Here is a 14,741-nt window from a genome sequence, read left to right on the forward strand (position 1 = left end):
GTTCGGCCCGGAAGTCGCAAGGAAGGCGGGTGGGATTCGGTGTCGGCAGCGTCGTGGCGGGCAGCGCTGGAGCGGCTGTGCTCCGTGCAGGTACCGGAGGGCGAGGACGCCGAGCTGCCGGACGAGCTCTTCGACGCCGTGGACGACCTCATCGACGCCTACGGTGCCGACGACATCGCCGAGATCGTCGCCGAGGCCGTGCTTGCCGGGCAGATGACGCAGGAGCAGGCGATCGCGGCCCTCAATGTCGCCGTGTGGTCCGGCACGGACAACGGGACCTCGATGCAGCTCACCCTGGACGGCTGGGTACGGCGGGCGGACGACGCCGTCCGCCTGCGGATCGCCCTCCACCACGACTCCTACCCCCTGCCCACGGCAGCGGAGATGACGGCGAAGCTCACCGAGATCGCCCTCCGCTTCCCGGAGCACCGAGCGGTCTGTGAACGCTATGTCGCCGGGCGTCGGGCCGACTGAGCTCGCAGTTCCGTCTTGAGCACCTTGCCGCTCGCGTTGCGCGGCAGCTCCTCGACGAACTCCACCTGCCGTGGGACCTTGTAGTTCGCCATCTCCCGCCTCGACCAGGCGATCAGATCGTCCGCCGTGAGTGTCGAGCCGTCGCGCCGGACCGCGTACGCCTTGCCCACCTCGCCGAGCCGTGGGTCCGGGACGCCGATCACCGCCACGTCCGCGATGTCGGGGTGCAGGCCCAGCAGTTGCTCGATCTCGGCCGGGTAGGCGTTGAAGCCGCCGACGATGAACATGTCCTTGATCCGGTCGGTGATACGGAGGTTGCCCGCGTCGTCGAGGACGCCCACGTCCCCGGTGCGGAGCCAGCCGTCCGGTGTGATGGCGCGGGAGGTCTCCTGCGGGTCCTCGAAGTAGCCCCGCATGACGTTGTGTCCGCGCACCAGGACCTCCCCCGGCCGGCCCGGCCCGGCGAGCACCTTGACCTCGGTGCCAGGGATCGCCCGGCCGGACGTGGAGGCGATGACGGAGGGGTCGTCGCCGCGGCGGCACATGGTGACGATGCCGCTCGCCTCGGACAGGCCGTAGGCGGTCAGGACGGTGGCGATGCGCAGTTCGGTGCGCAGCCGTTCGACGAGACGCAGCGGGACGACGGCGGCTCCGGTGACGACGAGGCGCAGCGCGCTCAGGTCGTGGCGGTCGCGGGCGGGGTGGTCGAGCAGGGACTGGTGGAGGGTGGGCGGGCCCGGCAGCACCGAGATCCGTTCGGCGGCGATGTTGGCGAGGACGGTCTCCACGTTGAAGACCGGCTGCGGAACCATGGTCGCGCCCCGGGTCAGGCAGGCGATGATGCCCGCCTTGTAGCCGAAGGTGTGGAAGAAGGGGTTCACGATCAGATAGCGGTCGTCCTCGCGCAGTCCGGCCAGTTCGCTCCACAGGTCGTAGCAGCGCAGGGTCTGGGCGTGGGTGATGACGGCGCCCTTGGGGCGGCCGGTGGTGCCCGAGGTGTAGACGATGTCGGACGGGTCGTCGGCGGTGACGCTGTCCGCGCGGGCGCGCACCTGGGCGCCTGTGACGGCGTCGCCGTCCGCGAGGAACTCCTTCCAGGTGCGGTACCCGGGGGCGTCGGGCGCGCTGTCGGCGAGTACCACGACCTGTTCCAGATCGGGCAGTGCCACGTCCGCGCGGCGCAGGGAGGCGACGTACGAGGTGCCGAGGAAGGTGCCGGTGACGAAGAGCAGTCGGGTGCGTGACCGCTGGAGGACGTAGGCGGCCTCGGTGCCCTTGAAGCGGGTGTTGAGGGGGACGAGGACGGCGCCGGCGCTCACCGCCCCGAGGGCGGAGACGATCCAGTCGAGGGTGTTGGGCGCCCACACGGCGACCCGGTCTCCCTTGCGGATGCCTGCGGCGATGCAGGCGGCCGCCGCGCGCTCGACGCGTTCGCCGAGCTCGGCGTAGGTGACACGGGTGCGGCCTTCGACGACGGCCTCCCGCTCCCCGTGACGCCGCGCGGCGTCCCGTACCAGCCTTGGGACGGAGCCCCACTCCAGGTCACCACGTCGCATGGCTAGCCTCCCTCGCAGTAGCTGACGGTATGTCAGATTAGCTGTACCCTCCCCCACATGGCGAGCCTCAAGGACGCGACAGCGATAGCCGGGATCGGCCGGACCCCCTTCGCGAAACAACTCCCTGAATCCGAGAAGACCCTGGCGTGCCGGGCGATCCTGGCCGCACTGGACGACGCGGGCATCGCGCCCTCCGAGGTGGACGGCTTCGCCTCGTACACGATGGAGGAGACCGACGAGGTCGAGGTGGCCAAGGCCATCGGGGCAGGCGACGTCACCTTCTTCTCCAAGGTCGGGTACGGGGGCGGCGGTTCGTGCGCGACCCTCGCCCATCTCGCCGCCGCCGTCGCCACCGGGCAGGCGAGCGTGGGAGTGGCGTGGCGCTCACGCAAACGCGGCTCGGGCCCGCGGCCCTGGAAGAACACCGCCGTGCAACTGCCCACCCCGGGCCAGTGGACCCGGCCCTTCGGCCTCCTGCGGCCTGCCGACGAGATCGGCATGCTGGCGCGGCGCTACATGCACGAGTACGGCGCCACCCGGGACCACCTCTTCAACGTCGCGCTCGCCTGCCGCAACCGCGCCAACCAGAACCCGGCCGCGATCATGTACGAACGCCCGCTGACCCGCGAGATGTACATGACCTCCCGCTGGATCAGCGAGCCGCTGTGCCTGTTCGACAACTGCCTGGAGACGGACGGCGCGCTGGCCTGTGTGATCGTGAGCGCCGAGCGGGGCCGCGACTGCCGCCACCGGCCCGTGTACCTCCACGCCGCCGCCCAGGGTCTGCCCGCCCAGCACCACGGCATGGTCAACTACTGGAACGACGACCCGCTGACCGGCCCCGCATGGACGGCCGCCCGGCAGCTGTGGAAGAACGCCGACTTCGGGCCGGACGACGTCGACGTCGCCCAGATCTACGACGCGTTCACCCCGCTGGTCCCGCTCTCGCTCGAGGGCTACGGCTTCTGCGGCCGCGGAGAAGGTGCGGCCTTCACGGAGGGCGGCGCTCTGGAGATCGGCGGCCGGCTGCCCCTCAACACCGGTGGCGGCGGGCTGAGCGAAGCGTACGTCCATGGCTTCAACCTCATCACCGAGGGCGTGCAGCAGCTGCGCGGCACCTCCACCGCCCAGGTGCCGGGCGCCGCGACCTGTCTGGTCACGGCGGGCGAGGGCGTGCCCACTTCGGCTGTTCTGCTGAGGAGTTGAGATGCTCACACCCGTGGTCGACGAGGACGGCGCGCCCTTCTGGCAGTACGCCGCACAGGGCGAGCTGCGCATCCAGGCCTGCGCCGCCTGCGGGGAGCTGCGCTTCCCGCCGCGCCCCTGCTGCCCGCACTGCCAGTCGTTCGACAGCGAGTGGCGCAGGATGAGCGGCCGGGGCCGGATCTGGTCGTACGTTCTCCCGCATCCGCCACTGCTGCCCGAGTACGCAGCCCAGGCCCCCTACAACGCGGTCGTCGTCGAGCTCGCGGAAGTGCCCCACATCCGGCTCGTAGGGAACGTGGTGGCCGCGCCGGACGCGGCACTGAACTCGGTCGATCCCGCCCGCCTGCGCATCGGGGCGCAGGTGAGGGTGGCGTTCACCGAGCTCCCGGACGGGACGGCCGTGCCGCGCTGGCTGCTGGAGCGCGCATGAGCATCCGGGTGGAGACGGACAAGGACACCGGCGTCGCCCTTGTCACGCTGGACCGGCCCGGCAGGCACAATGCGATCGACCTGGCGATGGCGGAGGAACTGGGCCGCGTATGGCGGGGGTTCAGGTACGACGACTCGGTGCGCGCCGCGGTGGTGACGGGGGCGGGGACGCGGGCGTTCTGCACCGGGATCGACCGCGGCGCCGAGGTGCCGCAGCCCTCGTCCCCGTACTCGGTCGACGATCCGCTGATCGCGATCGGCCCTAAGGCGAACGACCTGTGGATACCGGTGATCGCGGCGGTGGAGGGGATGGCCTGCGGCGGCGCGTTCTATCTGCTCGGCGAGAGCGAGTTCGTCGTCGCGTCGCGCGAGGCCACGTTCTTCGACCCGCACACGACGTACGGGATGGTCAGCGCCTACGAGTCGGTGTATCTGGCGCAGCGGATGCCGCCGGGCGAGGTCGCCCGCCTGGCACTGATGGGGACCGCCGAGCGGACGTCTGCCCGGCGGGCGTACGAGACGGGACTGGTCTCGGAGCTGACCGAACCGGGCGGCGCGGCGGCCGCCGCGCTGCGGGCGGCGGCCGTGGTGGCGGCGTACCCGGCGGACGCGGTGCAGGGGACGGTGCGCGCGGTGTGGTCGGCGACGGAGGCGGCCCGGACTCAGGCCCTCGCCCATGCCCCGCACCTGATCGCGCTCGGGAACCTGCCGCCGGAGCGGCAGGCCGAGCTGTTCACGAGCGGACGCGGCAGGGGCGGGTACCGGCTCCGCTAGGCCCTGTCCGGGCGATCTTCGAGGATCGGCCTGCGGCGTCAGATGCGTGGGGTCCCCCCAGACCCGCCAGAGCCGAGGGGAGGCATCGCAAGGCGGGGTGAGGGCACCGCCCGGCCGGAGGCCGGGGGAGATCACTCTCGTACCGGACGTACTCGGGCGACTCCGACAACACAACGAGGTGCCGCAGCTGTCGCCGCGGGCCCGACAGGATCGCCCGGACAGGGCCCAGGGGCCTCGGCGGTACGGGTGGTGTCAGGAGGCCTCGGCGGTACGGGTGGCGCTGACGATCCAGCACCCCCGGTCGTCCCGTGGCTTGCCGGAGCCGGCATACGGGGCGCTGGCATCGGTGGTGTAGTTGCTGTATGCGGCGACCGTCACATCGTCGAGCTCCGCGACCACGGGTTCTCCGCCGTCGCCCGCGAAGTGCACCTTGATGTCGTAGCTCTGGTCCACGTCGGTCTGGTTGTCGATCGAGAGCTGCCCCCTGAGCAGCTTGCCCCCGGGGTCGATGCTGCAGAAGTCGATCTCCACCTCGCCCCTCGCGTCGACCGGACCGGTCGCGCCCCCGGCGCCGGGCGTCTGGGTGGCGTCGCCACCGCCGGAGGCGGAACCGCCGCCGGACGTGACGTCGATGTCGTCATCGTCGTCGTAGTGACCGCCGCCGGTGGTGCTGCCGCCGCTCGAGCTGGACGAGCTGGAACTGCTGTCGTTGTCACAGCCGCCGCCGCGCGAACCGCGGGCACCGGTGAGCGTGATCAGGACGATCCCGAAGACGGCTATCGCACGGACATGACGAGTCTTCACGTTTCAACCCCCCTGGCCCTGTGGCCGGATGTGCGCGCTCGAACGAGCGCGCGTCACCCTAGCAGCGGCCGGTTCCGGGCCGAAGACCCTGTGCGAGCTCAGCCCGCCGTACGGCTCGCGAGGACGACTTCGCACTTCTTGTACTCGGAACCGTCACCGGAGCCGGTGTACGGCGTGCTGATCTCCTTCGTCACGGACTCGCCCGCCGGGACGGCGGCGGCGTCGAGCCTGGCGACGGCCAGGTCCGCGCTCGGGCCACCGATCTCACCCTTGAACTGCACGCTCGCGTTGTATTTGTAGTCCAGGGAGTCGCTGTTCCTGATGGTGAGGCGCGCGGTGAGGTTCTTGCCCGCCGCGTCCAGCCCGCACTTGGCGATGCTGATGTCACGCATGGCCTGGTTGGCGCTGGATCCGCCACCGGAGACCGAACCACCGCCGGTGGTGGAGTCGTTGTCGTTGTGGCTGCCACCCGTACTGCTGCCGCCGCTGGAGCTGCTGGAGCTGGAGCTGCCGCCGCAGCTGCCACCGTGCGAACCTCGCGCACCGGTCAGCGCGACCAGCGCGATACCGAAGACGGCAATGGCACGGACATGACGAATCTTCACGTTTCAACCCCCGTTGAAAGTGTTGGTGGATGAGCTCGATTGACGAGCGCACGTCACACTAGCAGCGGTCGTTCAGCGCTCGTCGGGCCCGTCCGGAATGGGCAGCGTCGGCGGCCCCTCGGGCCCGTACGGGTCGAAGGGCGGCGGCTGTCCGTACGGCGGGGGCTGTCCGTAGGGCGCCGGCTGGTCGTACGGCCGTGTCGGCCCGTGGTGCTGGGGCCGGCCGTACGGCTCCGGCTCGTCCGGCGGCACATAGGGGTACACCGGCGGTTCCTCGTCGTACGACTCCACGCGCCCGGTCCTGCGGCCCCGCCCGCTCATCACCGCGGCCCCGATCAACAGCAGCACCCCACCCCCGAACGCCGTGGCGACCCCGGGGCCGAGAGCCGCCGCGTCACCGCCGACGGTGAGGCTGCCCGCAGCCTGACCCTGGCGGACCGTCCACAGGACGGTGAAGCCGAGGACCATCAGCCCGGAGAACGCCACGAGCAGCCGCGAGCGCAGTGCGACACCGACCAGGGTCACCAGTGCGGCGAAGACGAAAGGCAGCAGGATCGAGGTGGTGAGCTCGGCCCCCGCGCCGGTGATGCCGCTGAACAGGTCCTGGATGCGGTAGTCGCGCCCGGGACGGCCGTCGTACCAGTCACGGAAGGGGCTCCATACGGCGGCCGTCGCTCCGGCGAGAGCGAGGAGTGAGCCGATGACGTTGCGGATCATCGCCGGCCTCCCTCTTCCAGCCGCTCTCGATCACGACGCTACGCCCGACGGGGGCGAGCCGCCAACGGACGGTCCGCCCCGTGCGACGCCCCGCGCCCGTTCCCGGTCGCGGCGCTCATCGCCCCCCGCGGCCGGTGGCCGTGCCCTTGACCGCGTCCAGCGCGTACACGCAGCGGTCCTTGCTGCACGCGTACACGACACCGTTCTGCGCCACCGGGGAGCCGGTGATCTCGCCGCCCGTCGCGAGCTTCCAGCGCAGCTGACCGCCGCTCGCGTCGAGCGTGTACAGCACATGGTCGGCAGAGCCGAAGTGCACCCGCCCGTCGGCCACGACCGGGGCGCCGATGACCTCTCCGCCGGCCGGGAACCGCCACAGCGGCGTGCCGGTGACCGCGTCCAGCGTGTAGAGCGCGTTGCCGCTGCCCACATGGACGTTGCCGCCGGCGACCAGGACCGGCTCGATGGACTGGCGCGCCTCGGTGGCGATCCGCCAGCGGTCCTTGCCGGTGGTGGCGTCCAGCGCGTACACCGTGCCGAGGTAGTCGGCGAGATACACGCCGCCGCCCGTCACCGCGGGGCCGGGCGCAAAGGTGGGCGGGGACAGGAACACGGCCGGGGCCTCGAAGTGCCAGCGCACCAGGCCGGAGGCGTTGTCGACGGCCAGGACACGGGTGCCGGCCGCGACATACACATAGCCGTCGGGCGCGGGGTGCACCCGGACCGGGACGTTGCCGCAGGACGCGGCGTCGCCGACCGGGTACGACCAGCGCTCGTCGCCGGTGCGCGCCTCCAGCGCACGGAGCCGGGCGTCCTTCCACACGTACACCGTGTCGCCGACGATCTCGGGCCCGGCCTCCGCGGTCTCGAAGTCGCTCTGGGCCCCGGTCAGTTCCCACAGCTTCTCGCCGTTGGAGGCCTCCCAGGCCTGGACGCCGCCGCCGCGGGTGCCGGTGACGACGGTGCCGCGGTCGACCCTGAGGGAGTACACCCAGGCATCGGTCTGCAGCCGCCACCGCTCGCTGCCGGTCGCCGCGTCCAGCGCGTACAGCGAGGGCCCGTCGGAGGCGTGGATACGGCCCGCGGCCACGGCCATCGCCCAGGCGACGTCGCGCGTCTTGAACTGGCGGCGGCCGCTGGCCACGTCCAGGGCGTGCACCTCGAAGGAGGTGACATAGAGCAGATCGCCGTCGACGACGGGCGTGCCCCAGACGTCGTTGGACATACGGAAACGCCACGGGCGCCAGTGCGAGGGGCCGGTGTCCGGAGCCGGCGCGGGAGCGGGCACCGTGGACGGTACGGCGCCGCCCGCGGCTTCGGAGCCGTTCAGCCCGGCAGGCGGGCGGATCCAGCCGGTCGCCGGTCCCGCCTCGGCCTGGGCGAGGCGGGAGGCGTCCGCGGCGCGCGGACCGGGGCCGATCGGCACGTTCGAACCCGGCAGCCGTACGGGAGCGGCCGCGGCGTGCGCGGGTACCTGCGCCGACCGGCCGCTGCGCGGGTCGCCGCCGCTGCGCCAGTCCGCGTCGTGGTCGGGGACGGGGACGGGCGGCCGAGGGGGCCGCGGCGGAGTGGCGGGGACCGGGTCGGCGGGGCGTGGCGCGGCCGGCAGAGCAGCCTGGGAGCGGACGCCGCCGCGGCGGGCCTCGATCATCGTGGTGGCGCTCAAGGGCAGCCAGGCCGAGGCCGTACCGCTGTCGTCGTCACCGCCGGAGGAGAACAGATGCGGGGCGAGCTGGGCCTGCAGATCCTCGGGCGTGGGCCGCCGTCCGGCCTCCATCTGCATGCACGAGTCGATCAGCGGCCGCAGCTCGTCCGGCAGGCCCGCCAGGTCGGGACCCTCGCGCAGCAGCATGAAGACGGTCTCGACCGGGTTCGCGCCGTGGAAGGGCGCATGGCCGGTGGCCGCGAAGACCAGGGTGGAGCCGAGCGAGAACACATCGCTCGCCCCGGTCACGCTGCGCGAGTCGCGCGCCTGCTCGGGCGACATGTACGCGGGCGTGCCGACCGCGACGTTGGTCATGGTCAGCCGGGTGTTGGAGACGCCGGACGCGATACCGAAGTCGATGACGCGCGGCCCGTCCTCGACCACCAGCACATTGGACGGCTTGAGATCGCGGTGGACCAGGCCCGCGCCGTGGATGGACTGCAGCGCCTCCGCGATGCCCGCCGCGAGCCAGCGCACCGCCTGCGCGGGCAGCGGCCCGCACTCGTTCACGATCTCCTCGAGCGAGGGGGCGGGAACGTACGCGGTGGCCAGCCACGGGACGGCGGCCCGTGGGTCGGCGTCCACCACGGCCGCGGTGTAGAAGCCGCTGACGGCGCGAGCTGCCTCCACCTCGCGCGTGAAACGGACCCGGAACAGCTGGTCCTCGGCAAGCTCGGTACGCACGGTCTTGATCGCCACTCGCCGGCCTGATGCCGACCGGGCGAGATAGACCAGTCCCATGCCACCGGCACCAAGCCGGCCCAGCACCTCGAACGGACCGATCCGTCTAGGGTCGTGCTGCGTCAGCTGCTCCATACCTGCCTGCCACCTCCCCGTACGGGCCCCAGGTCGAATCGGGCCCGTCATTTACAGCCCCGTGAAGCGTCTCACCACCGAAGCCCACAGCGGTGCGCACCCTGATTCTTCCTTTCCCGGGCGACGGTTGCGAACCCGGGGGCGGATCGGGGTGTCTCACCCCGTTTCGGGCATGGCAGGCCGAAGGGGCAGGGGGTGTGCAGTGTCGTATACGTCCGCCGGGCCGACCGCGTTCAGGCTTCCCGCGTACGCGGGGTGTCCTCGGCGTCGCCGCCCTCATCGGCGTCATCGTTCTCGCGGGGCTTCTGACGTCCTTCCGCCTCGCCCTCTTCCTGCTTCTGATCCCTGCCCCGCTCCTGGTCGGGGGGCTGATCGGCGGGCCGGCCGGTGGCCTGTTCGGCAGGCCGGTCGGCGCGCTGTTCGGCGGGCTGTCCGGGCGCACTGGGCTCCGAGAGGACCGCGAAGGCGGCGCCCTGGTTGTCGGTGAGCACCGCGATCCGCCCGTACGGAATGTCGAAGGGCGGAGCCTGGACGCGGCCGCCGAGCCGGACGACCGTTTCGGCCGTCCAGTCGCAGTCCTCGACGCAGAAGTAGACGAGGAAGTGGCCGGGCATCTCGGCCGGGAAGGCGTCGGTGAGCAGGGTGCGCCCGCCGACGGCCGTACGCTCGCCCGGCTCGGTACCGGCGGGCGACCACATCCGGAAGTCGACGGGCGCGCCGGGCAGGTCGGTGCCCTGGAAGCCGAAGACCGACTCGTAGAAGGCGTCGGCGGTGTCCTTGTCGCGGGTGTACACCTCGGTCCAGCAGAACGTGCCGGGCACGCCCATCTTCTCGAAACCGGGCTGGTCCCCGGCCTGCCAGAGTCCGAAGACCGCGCCGCCCGGATCCGCGGCGACCGCCACGACCCCGGCCTTGCCCACCGACAGCGGGTCCATGATCATCTGGCCGCCCGCCTCCCGGATCCGGCGACTGAGGGCGACGGCGTCCGGGGTGGCGAAGTAGACGCTCCAGACGGTGGGCATCCGCCCGTCCCGCTTGGGCACGAGAGCGGCGACCAGCTTGTCGCCGCTGTAGGCGTCGGCGTATCGGCTGCGGGTCCCGCCACCGGGGAGCTCTTCGCCACCCCGCCCGACGAAGGTCCACCCGAAGAGATCGCCGTAGAAGCGCTTGCCCGCCTCGACATCGGGGAGAGACGCGTCCACCCAACACGGCGCGCCTTCTGTGAATGCGGCCATGGACGTGATTCCTTCCGTGTGGCACCCGTCACACTCAAGTTAACGGTGCTTCACGTGTGGCGCACGGAATCAAGTTGAACATTTGACGATATAGGGGCGATCGGACAGCTCCCCCGGAGCGGATTTCGTTGAGTTGTCCACGGAAGTTGTCCACAGGCTGTTGATAACACCATTGCCTTCTGCCAGCTGCACCCCATTTGCAGTCGGCCGAATCGCGCGCCGATCACCCCTCGGTAAGCTGACGGCATGACAGGACAAGTACGTACCGTCGACGGCCGGGTGGCCGGACGACGCGGCCAGGCGACGCGGCAGAAGCTGCTCGACTGCCTCAGCGAGATGCTCAGCTCCTCGCCGTACCGGGACGTCAAGGTCATCGACGTGGCCCGGAAAGCGGGCACTTCGCCCGCGACGTTCTACCAGTACTTCCCCGATGTCGAGGGTGCCGTTCTCGAGATCGCGGAGGAAATGGCCAAGGAGGGCGCGGGGTTGACCGAACTGGTCGCCGGACGCTCCTGGGTCGGCAAGGCGGGCGCGCAGACGTCCGAGGATCTTGTCGAGGGTTTCCTGGACTTCTGGCGGCGTCACGACGCGATCCTGCGGGTGGTGGATCTCGGCGCGGCGGAGGGCGACAAGCGGTTCTACAAGATCCGCATGAAGATCCTGAATTCGGTCACCAACTCCCTTACGGACGCGGTGAAAGACCTCCAGTCCAAGGGCAAGGTCGACAAGGACGTCAGCCCTGCGGCGATCGCGGGCGCACTGGTGGCGATGCTGGCGGCGGTCGCGTCGCACCAGAAGGGCTTCACGACATGGGGTGTGAAGCAGGCTGAACTCAAGCCTAATCTGTCGCTGTTGGTGCATCTGGGCATCACGGGCAAGAAGCCGACGAAGTAACGAGGCCGCGACGCGGTACGCCAAGTCCTGTCACTCCGACGGCGGTTCACCATCCGGTGACCGCCGTCGGCGCGTTTGTGCACGTTCCCCGCGGCGGCATCCCCTCCGGGGCGCGGGCACCTCCGCGCGGACACGGGCCGAAGGCCCGTGCGGGCGCGGGCCCAGGAGAACGGCCCGGCACAGGTGCGCCACCACCCGGAGGCCCGGCGGTCACGTCACCTTCTCGTCAGCCGGAACAGTCGGATCTCGCGGGCGATCCGGGACTGGTACGTCGCGTACGGGGGCCAGAACCTGAGCGCCGCCTCCCATGCCGCCCTGCGCTCCTCGCCCGTCAGCAGCCGGGCGTGGACCTCGATCGTGCTGCCCTTCCAGCTGATCTCGGCGGCCGGATGGGCCAGCAGGTTCGCCGTCCAGGACGGGTGACCGGGGCGGCCGAAGTTGGAGCCGATCAGCAGCCATGTGCCCGGCTCCTCCGGCATGCACGCCAGCGGTGTGGTCCGCGGCAGACCCGTCCTCGCGCCGCGGGCCGTGAGGACGACGCCGGGCAGCATCCGGGCGCTGAGCAGGACCTTTCCGCGGGTCAGGCGGTGCACCGCGCGGTCCATGGCCGGGATGAAATGTGGGGCCACGCGCGCGAAGACACGGGTCGAGGAGACCTTCTGGACCAGGCGGCGGCCCGGCGCCATCACGCCACCCCCTCGCGGGCGAAGAGCCCGGCACGCTCCGCCGCCCGGTCGCGCAGGCGGTGGACCGGGCCGAACAGCAGCTCGTCCGCGGCGGCCCGCTTGAAGTACAGGTGCGCCTCGTGCTCCCAGGTGAAGCCGATGCCTCCGTGCAGCTGAATGGCCTCCCCGGCCACCGTGCGCAGGGTCTCCAGGCCGGCCGCCAGGGCGAGCGGGCCGGCGGCCTTGTCCCGGGCCGCGTGGTAGGCCGCCGAGCGGGCCGCCTGCACTTGTACGTACAGGTCCGCCAGCCGGTGCTTGAGCGCCTGGAAGGAGCCGATCGCCCGGCCGAACTGCTCCCGGGTTCGGACGTACTCGACCGTGCGGTCCAGCGCGCTTCCGGCCGCGCCCACGGACTCGGCGGCCAGCAGCACGGCCGCACCCGTCCCGGCGGCCGCCAGCGCGTCCGTCACCGCGTCGCCCTCGTCCACTTCGCCCAGCAACTCGGCGGCGGCATCCCTCAGTTCGATGCACCCCTGCGGCCGCGTCTCGTCCAGCGTGGTCAGCCGGGTCCGCGACAGCCCGGCGGTCTGCCCCCGGACGAGGAACAGCAGGGTGCGGCTGCGCGCGAAACCTCCGGTGTGCGCCGCGACCAGCAACAGCCCGGCACTGTGGCCGTCGAGGATCTGGGCGGCCTCCCCGTACAGCAGCCAGCCGCCCCCGCGCTCCTGCCGCGCCTGGACACCGCCCGCACGCCCGCCCCCGGCCCAGGCTCCCGCCCCCGGGTCGCCGGTCAGCCCGAGGGCCTGCCCGAGGCTGCCGCCCGGCACGGCGAGTGCACAGGTCAGCGAGGCGTCCGCGAGACGCGGCAGCAGTTCGGCGCGCTGCCCGGGGGTGCCGAGCGCCATGATCAGCGGTGCGACCAGGCCGGCCGTGGCGAGCAGCGGGGACGGCAGCAGCGCCCGTCCGGTCTCCTCGCAGGCGAGGGCGAGCTCGGTGAGGGTGCAGCCCACTCCCCCGTACTCCTGCGGCAGGGCGAGGCCGGGCAGGCCGAGCCGTCCGGCCAGCTGGGCCCACAGCGCGGTGTCGTACCCGGCGTCCGACCCGACCGCGGTCCTGAGGTCGGCCGGGCCGCACCGTTTGGCGAGCACCTCGCGCAGGGTGCGACGGATCTCGTCCTGCTCAGCCGTGAAGGCGGCATCCATCGGGCGGGCTCCTCTCCGGCGAGCCGGATCTGACGGAGCGTCATATTAAGCCTCGCCGCCACGGATGCCCAGGGGTGGGATCAGCAGACCTCGCCCGGCGCCGCCGCCGTCGCCCGCAGCAGATCCCGCACGAGATCGAAGTCGATCCGCTCCATACGCCGGAAGCGCAGGCAGCCCTTGCCCATGTCCTGGTCAGCGAGTCGCTCCTCGAAGGCGTCCCGGACGCCGGGACGCATCAAGTAGAAGGACAGGTACTGCTTCTGGCTCGCGAAGGCGATCTCCGGTTCGCCGCCCACGCGCCGGTACGCGGGCATGCCGTACGCCATCACCTCTTCGTACTCGGCCAGTTCCGTACGGCACAGCTCCCGGATACGGACCAGTGCGGTGAGCCGGTCGGGGTCCGCCACCTCGGCGAGATAGCCGTCGACGTCTTGGGATGTGCTTCGGGTCATGCCGCACACGCTATCTGATGTACCGTCAGATACATGGCTTCCACTCCGCGCAAGGTCGCCGTCGTCGGAGCATCCCTCTCGGACTGCGGTCGCGTCGACGGCCTCACTCCCCACGCCCTGCATGCCCAGGCCGCCCGCCGCGCGCTCGCCGACTCCGGACTCGACCGCTCGCTGGTCGACGGCTTCGGATCGGCCGGCCTCGGCACGCTCGCACCGATCGAGGTCGCCGAGTATCTCGGCCTGCGGCCCCGGTGGGTGGACTCCACCGCCGTCGGCGGCGCCACCTGGGAGGTCATGGCCGCCCATGCCGCCGACGCGATCGCGGCCGGGCACGCGAACGCCGTTCTCCTGGTGTACGGATCGACCGCGCGCGCCGACATCAAGGCGCGGCGCCGCACCTCGGACCTGTCCTTCGGCACCCGCGGTCCGCTGCAGTTCGAGGTGCCGTACGGACACACGCTGATCGCCAAGTACGCGATGGCCGCCCGCCGCCACATGCACCAGTACGGCACGACGCTGGAACAGCTCGCCGAGGTGGCGGTACAGGCGCGGGCGAACGCCGCCGCCAACCCGGAGGCGATGTTCCGCGACCCGATCATCGTCGACGACGTACTGGCCGGTCCGGTGATCGCGGACCCGTTCACCAAGCTGCACTGCTGCATCCGCAGCGACGGCGGCTGTGCGGTGCTGCTCGCGGCCGAGGAGTACGTGCCGGACACTGCGAGGACCCCGGTGTGGATCCTCGGCACCGGTGAGTACGTCTCCCACACCACCATGTCGGAGTGGGAGGACTTCACTGTCACCCCGGCGGCGGTCAGCGGGCGGCTGGCGTTCGAGCGGGCAGGGGTACGTCCGGACGAGATCGACATCGCCGAGATCTACGACGCCTTCACCTACATGACCCTGGTGACCCTGGAGGACCTGGGGTTCTGCGGGAAGGGCGAGGGCGGGGCCTTTGTGGAGAAGGGGCGGCTACTGCGGGACGGCGGGCTCCCCGTGAACACCGACGGCGGCGGACTGTCGGCCTGCCACCCGGGTATGCGGGGGCTGTTCCTGCTGGTCGAGGCGGTGTGTCAGCTGAGGGGCGAGGCAGGCGACCGCCAGGTCCGGGGGGCCGGGGGGCGGCTTCCGGAACTGGCGGTCGCGTCCGGGACCGGGGGCTGGTTCTGCTCCTCCGGCACGGTTGTCCTGGGTCGGGGCTAGAGCCCGT

At 71.6% G+C, this 14,741-nt stretch carries 14 protein-coding genes and 1 pseudogene; 6 read left to right on the forward strand and 9 right to left on the reverse strand.

Going from position 1 to position 14,741, the window contains the following annotated elements; all coding sequences use genetic code 11:
* Positions 1-39: 39 nt before the first annotated feature.
* Complete coding sequence (locus tag ABZ208_RS04450; protein ID WP_356908075.1) at positions 40-474, forward strand: hypothetical protein; 435 nt, start codon at positions 40-42, stop codon at positions 472-474.
* On the opposite strand, the gene ABZ208_RS04455 is transcribed toward ABZ208_RS04450, so the two are convergent.
* Positions 447-2,030 (reverse strand): FadD3 family acyl-CoA ligase, encoded by a 1,584-nt coding sequence (locus tag ABZ208_RS04455; RefSeq protein WP_356908076.1) that lies wholly within the window; start codon positions 2,028-2,030, stop codon positions 447-449. The genes ABZ208_RS04450 and ABZ208_RS04455 overlap by 28 nt on opposite strands.
* A gap of 57 nt (positions 2,031-2,087) precedes the next feature.
* On the opposite strand from ABZ208_RS04455, the gene ABZ208_RS04460 reads away from it, so the two are divergent.
* Genes ABZ208_RS04460 through ABZ208_RS04470 form a run of 3 tightly spaced genes read left to right on the forward strand, consistent with a single transcriptional unit; the run spans position 2,088 to position 4,439 of the window.
* Positions 2,088-3,236, forward strand: a complete 1,149-nt coding sequence (locus tag ABZ208_RS04460) for a lipid-transfer protein (protein WP_356908077.1) — start codon at positions 2,088-2,090, stop codon at positions 3,234-3,236.
* A gap of 1 nt (position 3,237) precedes the next feature.
* Positions 3,238-3,666: an OB-fold domain-containing protein gene (locus tag ABZ208_RS04465; protein ID WP_356908078.1), complete on the forward strand. Its 429-nt coding sequence runs from the start codon at positions 3,238-3,240 to the stop codon at positions 3,664-3,666.
* Positions 3,663-4,439, forward strand: a complete 777-nt coding sequence (locus tag ABZ208_RS04470) for an enoyl-CoA hydratase/isomerase family protein (RefSeq protein ID WP_356908079.1) — start codon at positions 3,663-3,665, stop codon at positions 4,437-4,439. Before ABZ208_RS04465 ends, ABZ208_RS04470 begins: the two co-directional genes overlap by 4 nt.
* Before the next feature lie 252 nt (positions 4,440-4,691).
* On the opposite strand, the gene ABZ208_RS04475 is transcribed toward ABZ208_RS04470, so the two are convergent.
* From ABZ208_RS04475 to ABZ208_RS04495, 5 genes and pseudogenes are all read right to left on the reverse strand, one after another.
* Positions 4,692-5,243 (reverse strand): hypothetical protein, encoded by a 552-nt coding sequence (locus ABZ208_RS04475; protein ID WP_356908080.1) that lies wholly within the window; start codon positions 5,241-5,243, stop codon positions 4,692-4,694.
* Between the two features lie 98 nt (positions 5,244-5,341).
* Complete coding sequence (locus ABZ208_RS04480) at positions 5,342-5,848, reverse strand: hypothetical protein (RefSeq protein WP_356908081.1); 507 nt, start codon at positions 5,846-5,848, stop codon at positions 5,342-5,344.
* Positions 5,849-5,920: 72 nt separating this feature from the next.
* Positions 5,921-6,565, reverse strand: a complete 645-nt coding sequence (locus ABZ208_RS04485) for a hypothetical protein (protein ID WP_356908082.1) — start codon at positions 6,563-6,565, stop codon at positions 5,921-5,923.
* Between the two features lie 115 nt (positions 6,566-6,680).
* Positions 6,681-9,083, reverse strand: coding sequence for a PQQ-binding-like beta-propeller repeat protein (locus tag ABZ208_RS04490; RefSeq protein ID WP_356908083.1), 2,403 nt, complete (start codon positions 9,081-9,083; stop codon positions 6,681-6,683).
* Between the two features lie 437 nt (positions 9,084-9,520).
* Positions 9,521-10,318 (reverse strand): annotated as a pseudogene (locus ABZ208_RS04495) (VOC family protein); the annotation flags it as partial.
* A 246-nt stretch (positions 10,319-10,564) separates the two neighbouring features.
* On the opposite strand from ABZ208_RS04495, the gene ABZ208_RS04500 reads away from it, so the two are divergent.
* Complete coding sequence (locus tag ABZ208_RS04500; RefSeq protein ID WP_356908085.1) at positions 10,565-11,212, forward strand: TetR family transcriptional regulator; 648 nt, start codon at positions 10,565-10,567, stop codon at positions 11,210-11,212.
* A gap of 215 nt (positions 11,213-11,427) precedes the next feature.
* Here ABZ208_RS04500 and ABZ208_RS04505 read toward each other — a convergent pair whose 3' ends face one another.
* The 3 genes from ABZ208_RS04505 to ABZ208_RS04515 form a co-directional block, all read right to left on the reverse strand.
* Positions 11,428-11,898: a nitroreductase family deazaflavin-dependent oxidoreductase gene (locus ABZ208_RS04505; RefSeq protein WP_356908086.1), complete on the reverse strand. Its 471-nt coding sequence runs from the start codon at positions 11,896-11,898 to the stop codon at positions 11,428-11,430.
* Positions 11,898-13,079, reverse strand: a complete 1,182-nt coding sequence (locus tag ABZ208_RS04510; RefSeq protein ID WP_356908087.1) for an acyl-CoA dehydrogenase family protein — start codon at positions 13,077-13,079, stop codon at positions 11,898-11,900. The genes ABZ208_RS04505 and ABZ208_RS04510 overlap by 1 nt, the downstream gene beginning before the upstream one ends.
* Positions 13,080-13,159: 80 nt before the next feature.
* Positions 13,160-13,531, reverse strand: a complete 372-nt coding sequence (locus ABZ208_RS04515) for a DUF1801 domain-containing protein (protein ID WP_356908089.1) — start codon at positions 13,529-13,531, stop codon at positions 13,160-13,162.
* A gap of 33 nt (positions 13,532-13,564) precedes the next feature.
* Here ABZ208_RS04515 and ABZ208_RS04520 point away from each other — a divergent pair, with 33 nt between their 5' ends.
* Positions 13,565-14,734, forward strand: coding sequence for an acetyl-CoA acetyltransferase (locus tag ABZ208_RS04520; protein ID WP_356908090.1), 1,170 nt, complete (start codon positions 13,565-13,567; stop codon positions 14,732-14,734).
* The last annotated feature ends 7 nt before the right edge of the window (positions 14,735-14,741 follow it).

Source organism: Streptomyces sp. NPDC006208, assembly GCF_040613775.1.
Classification (GTDB): Bacteria; Actinomycetota; Actinomycetes; order Streptomycetales; family Streptomycetaceae; genus Streptomyces.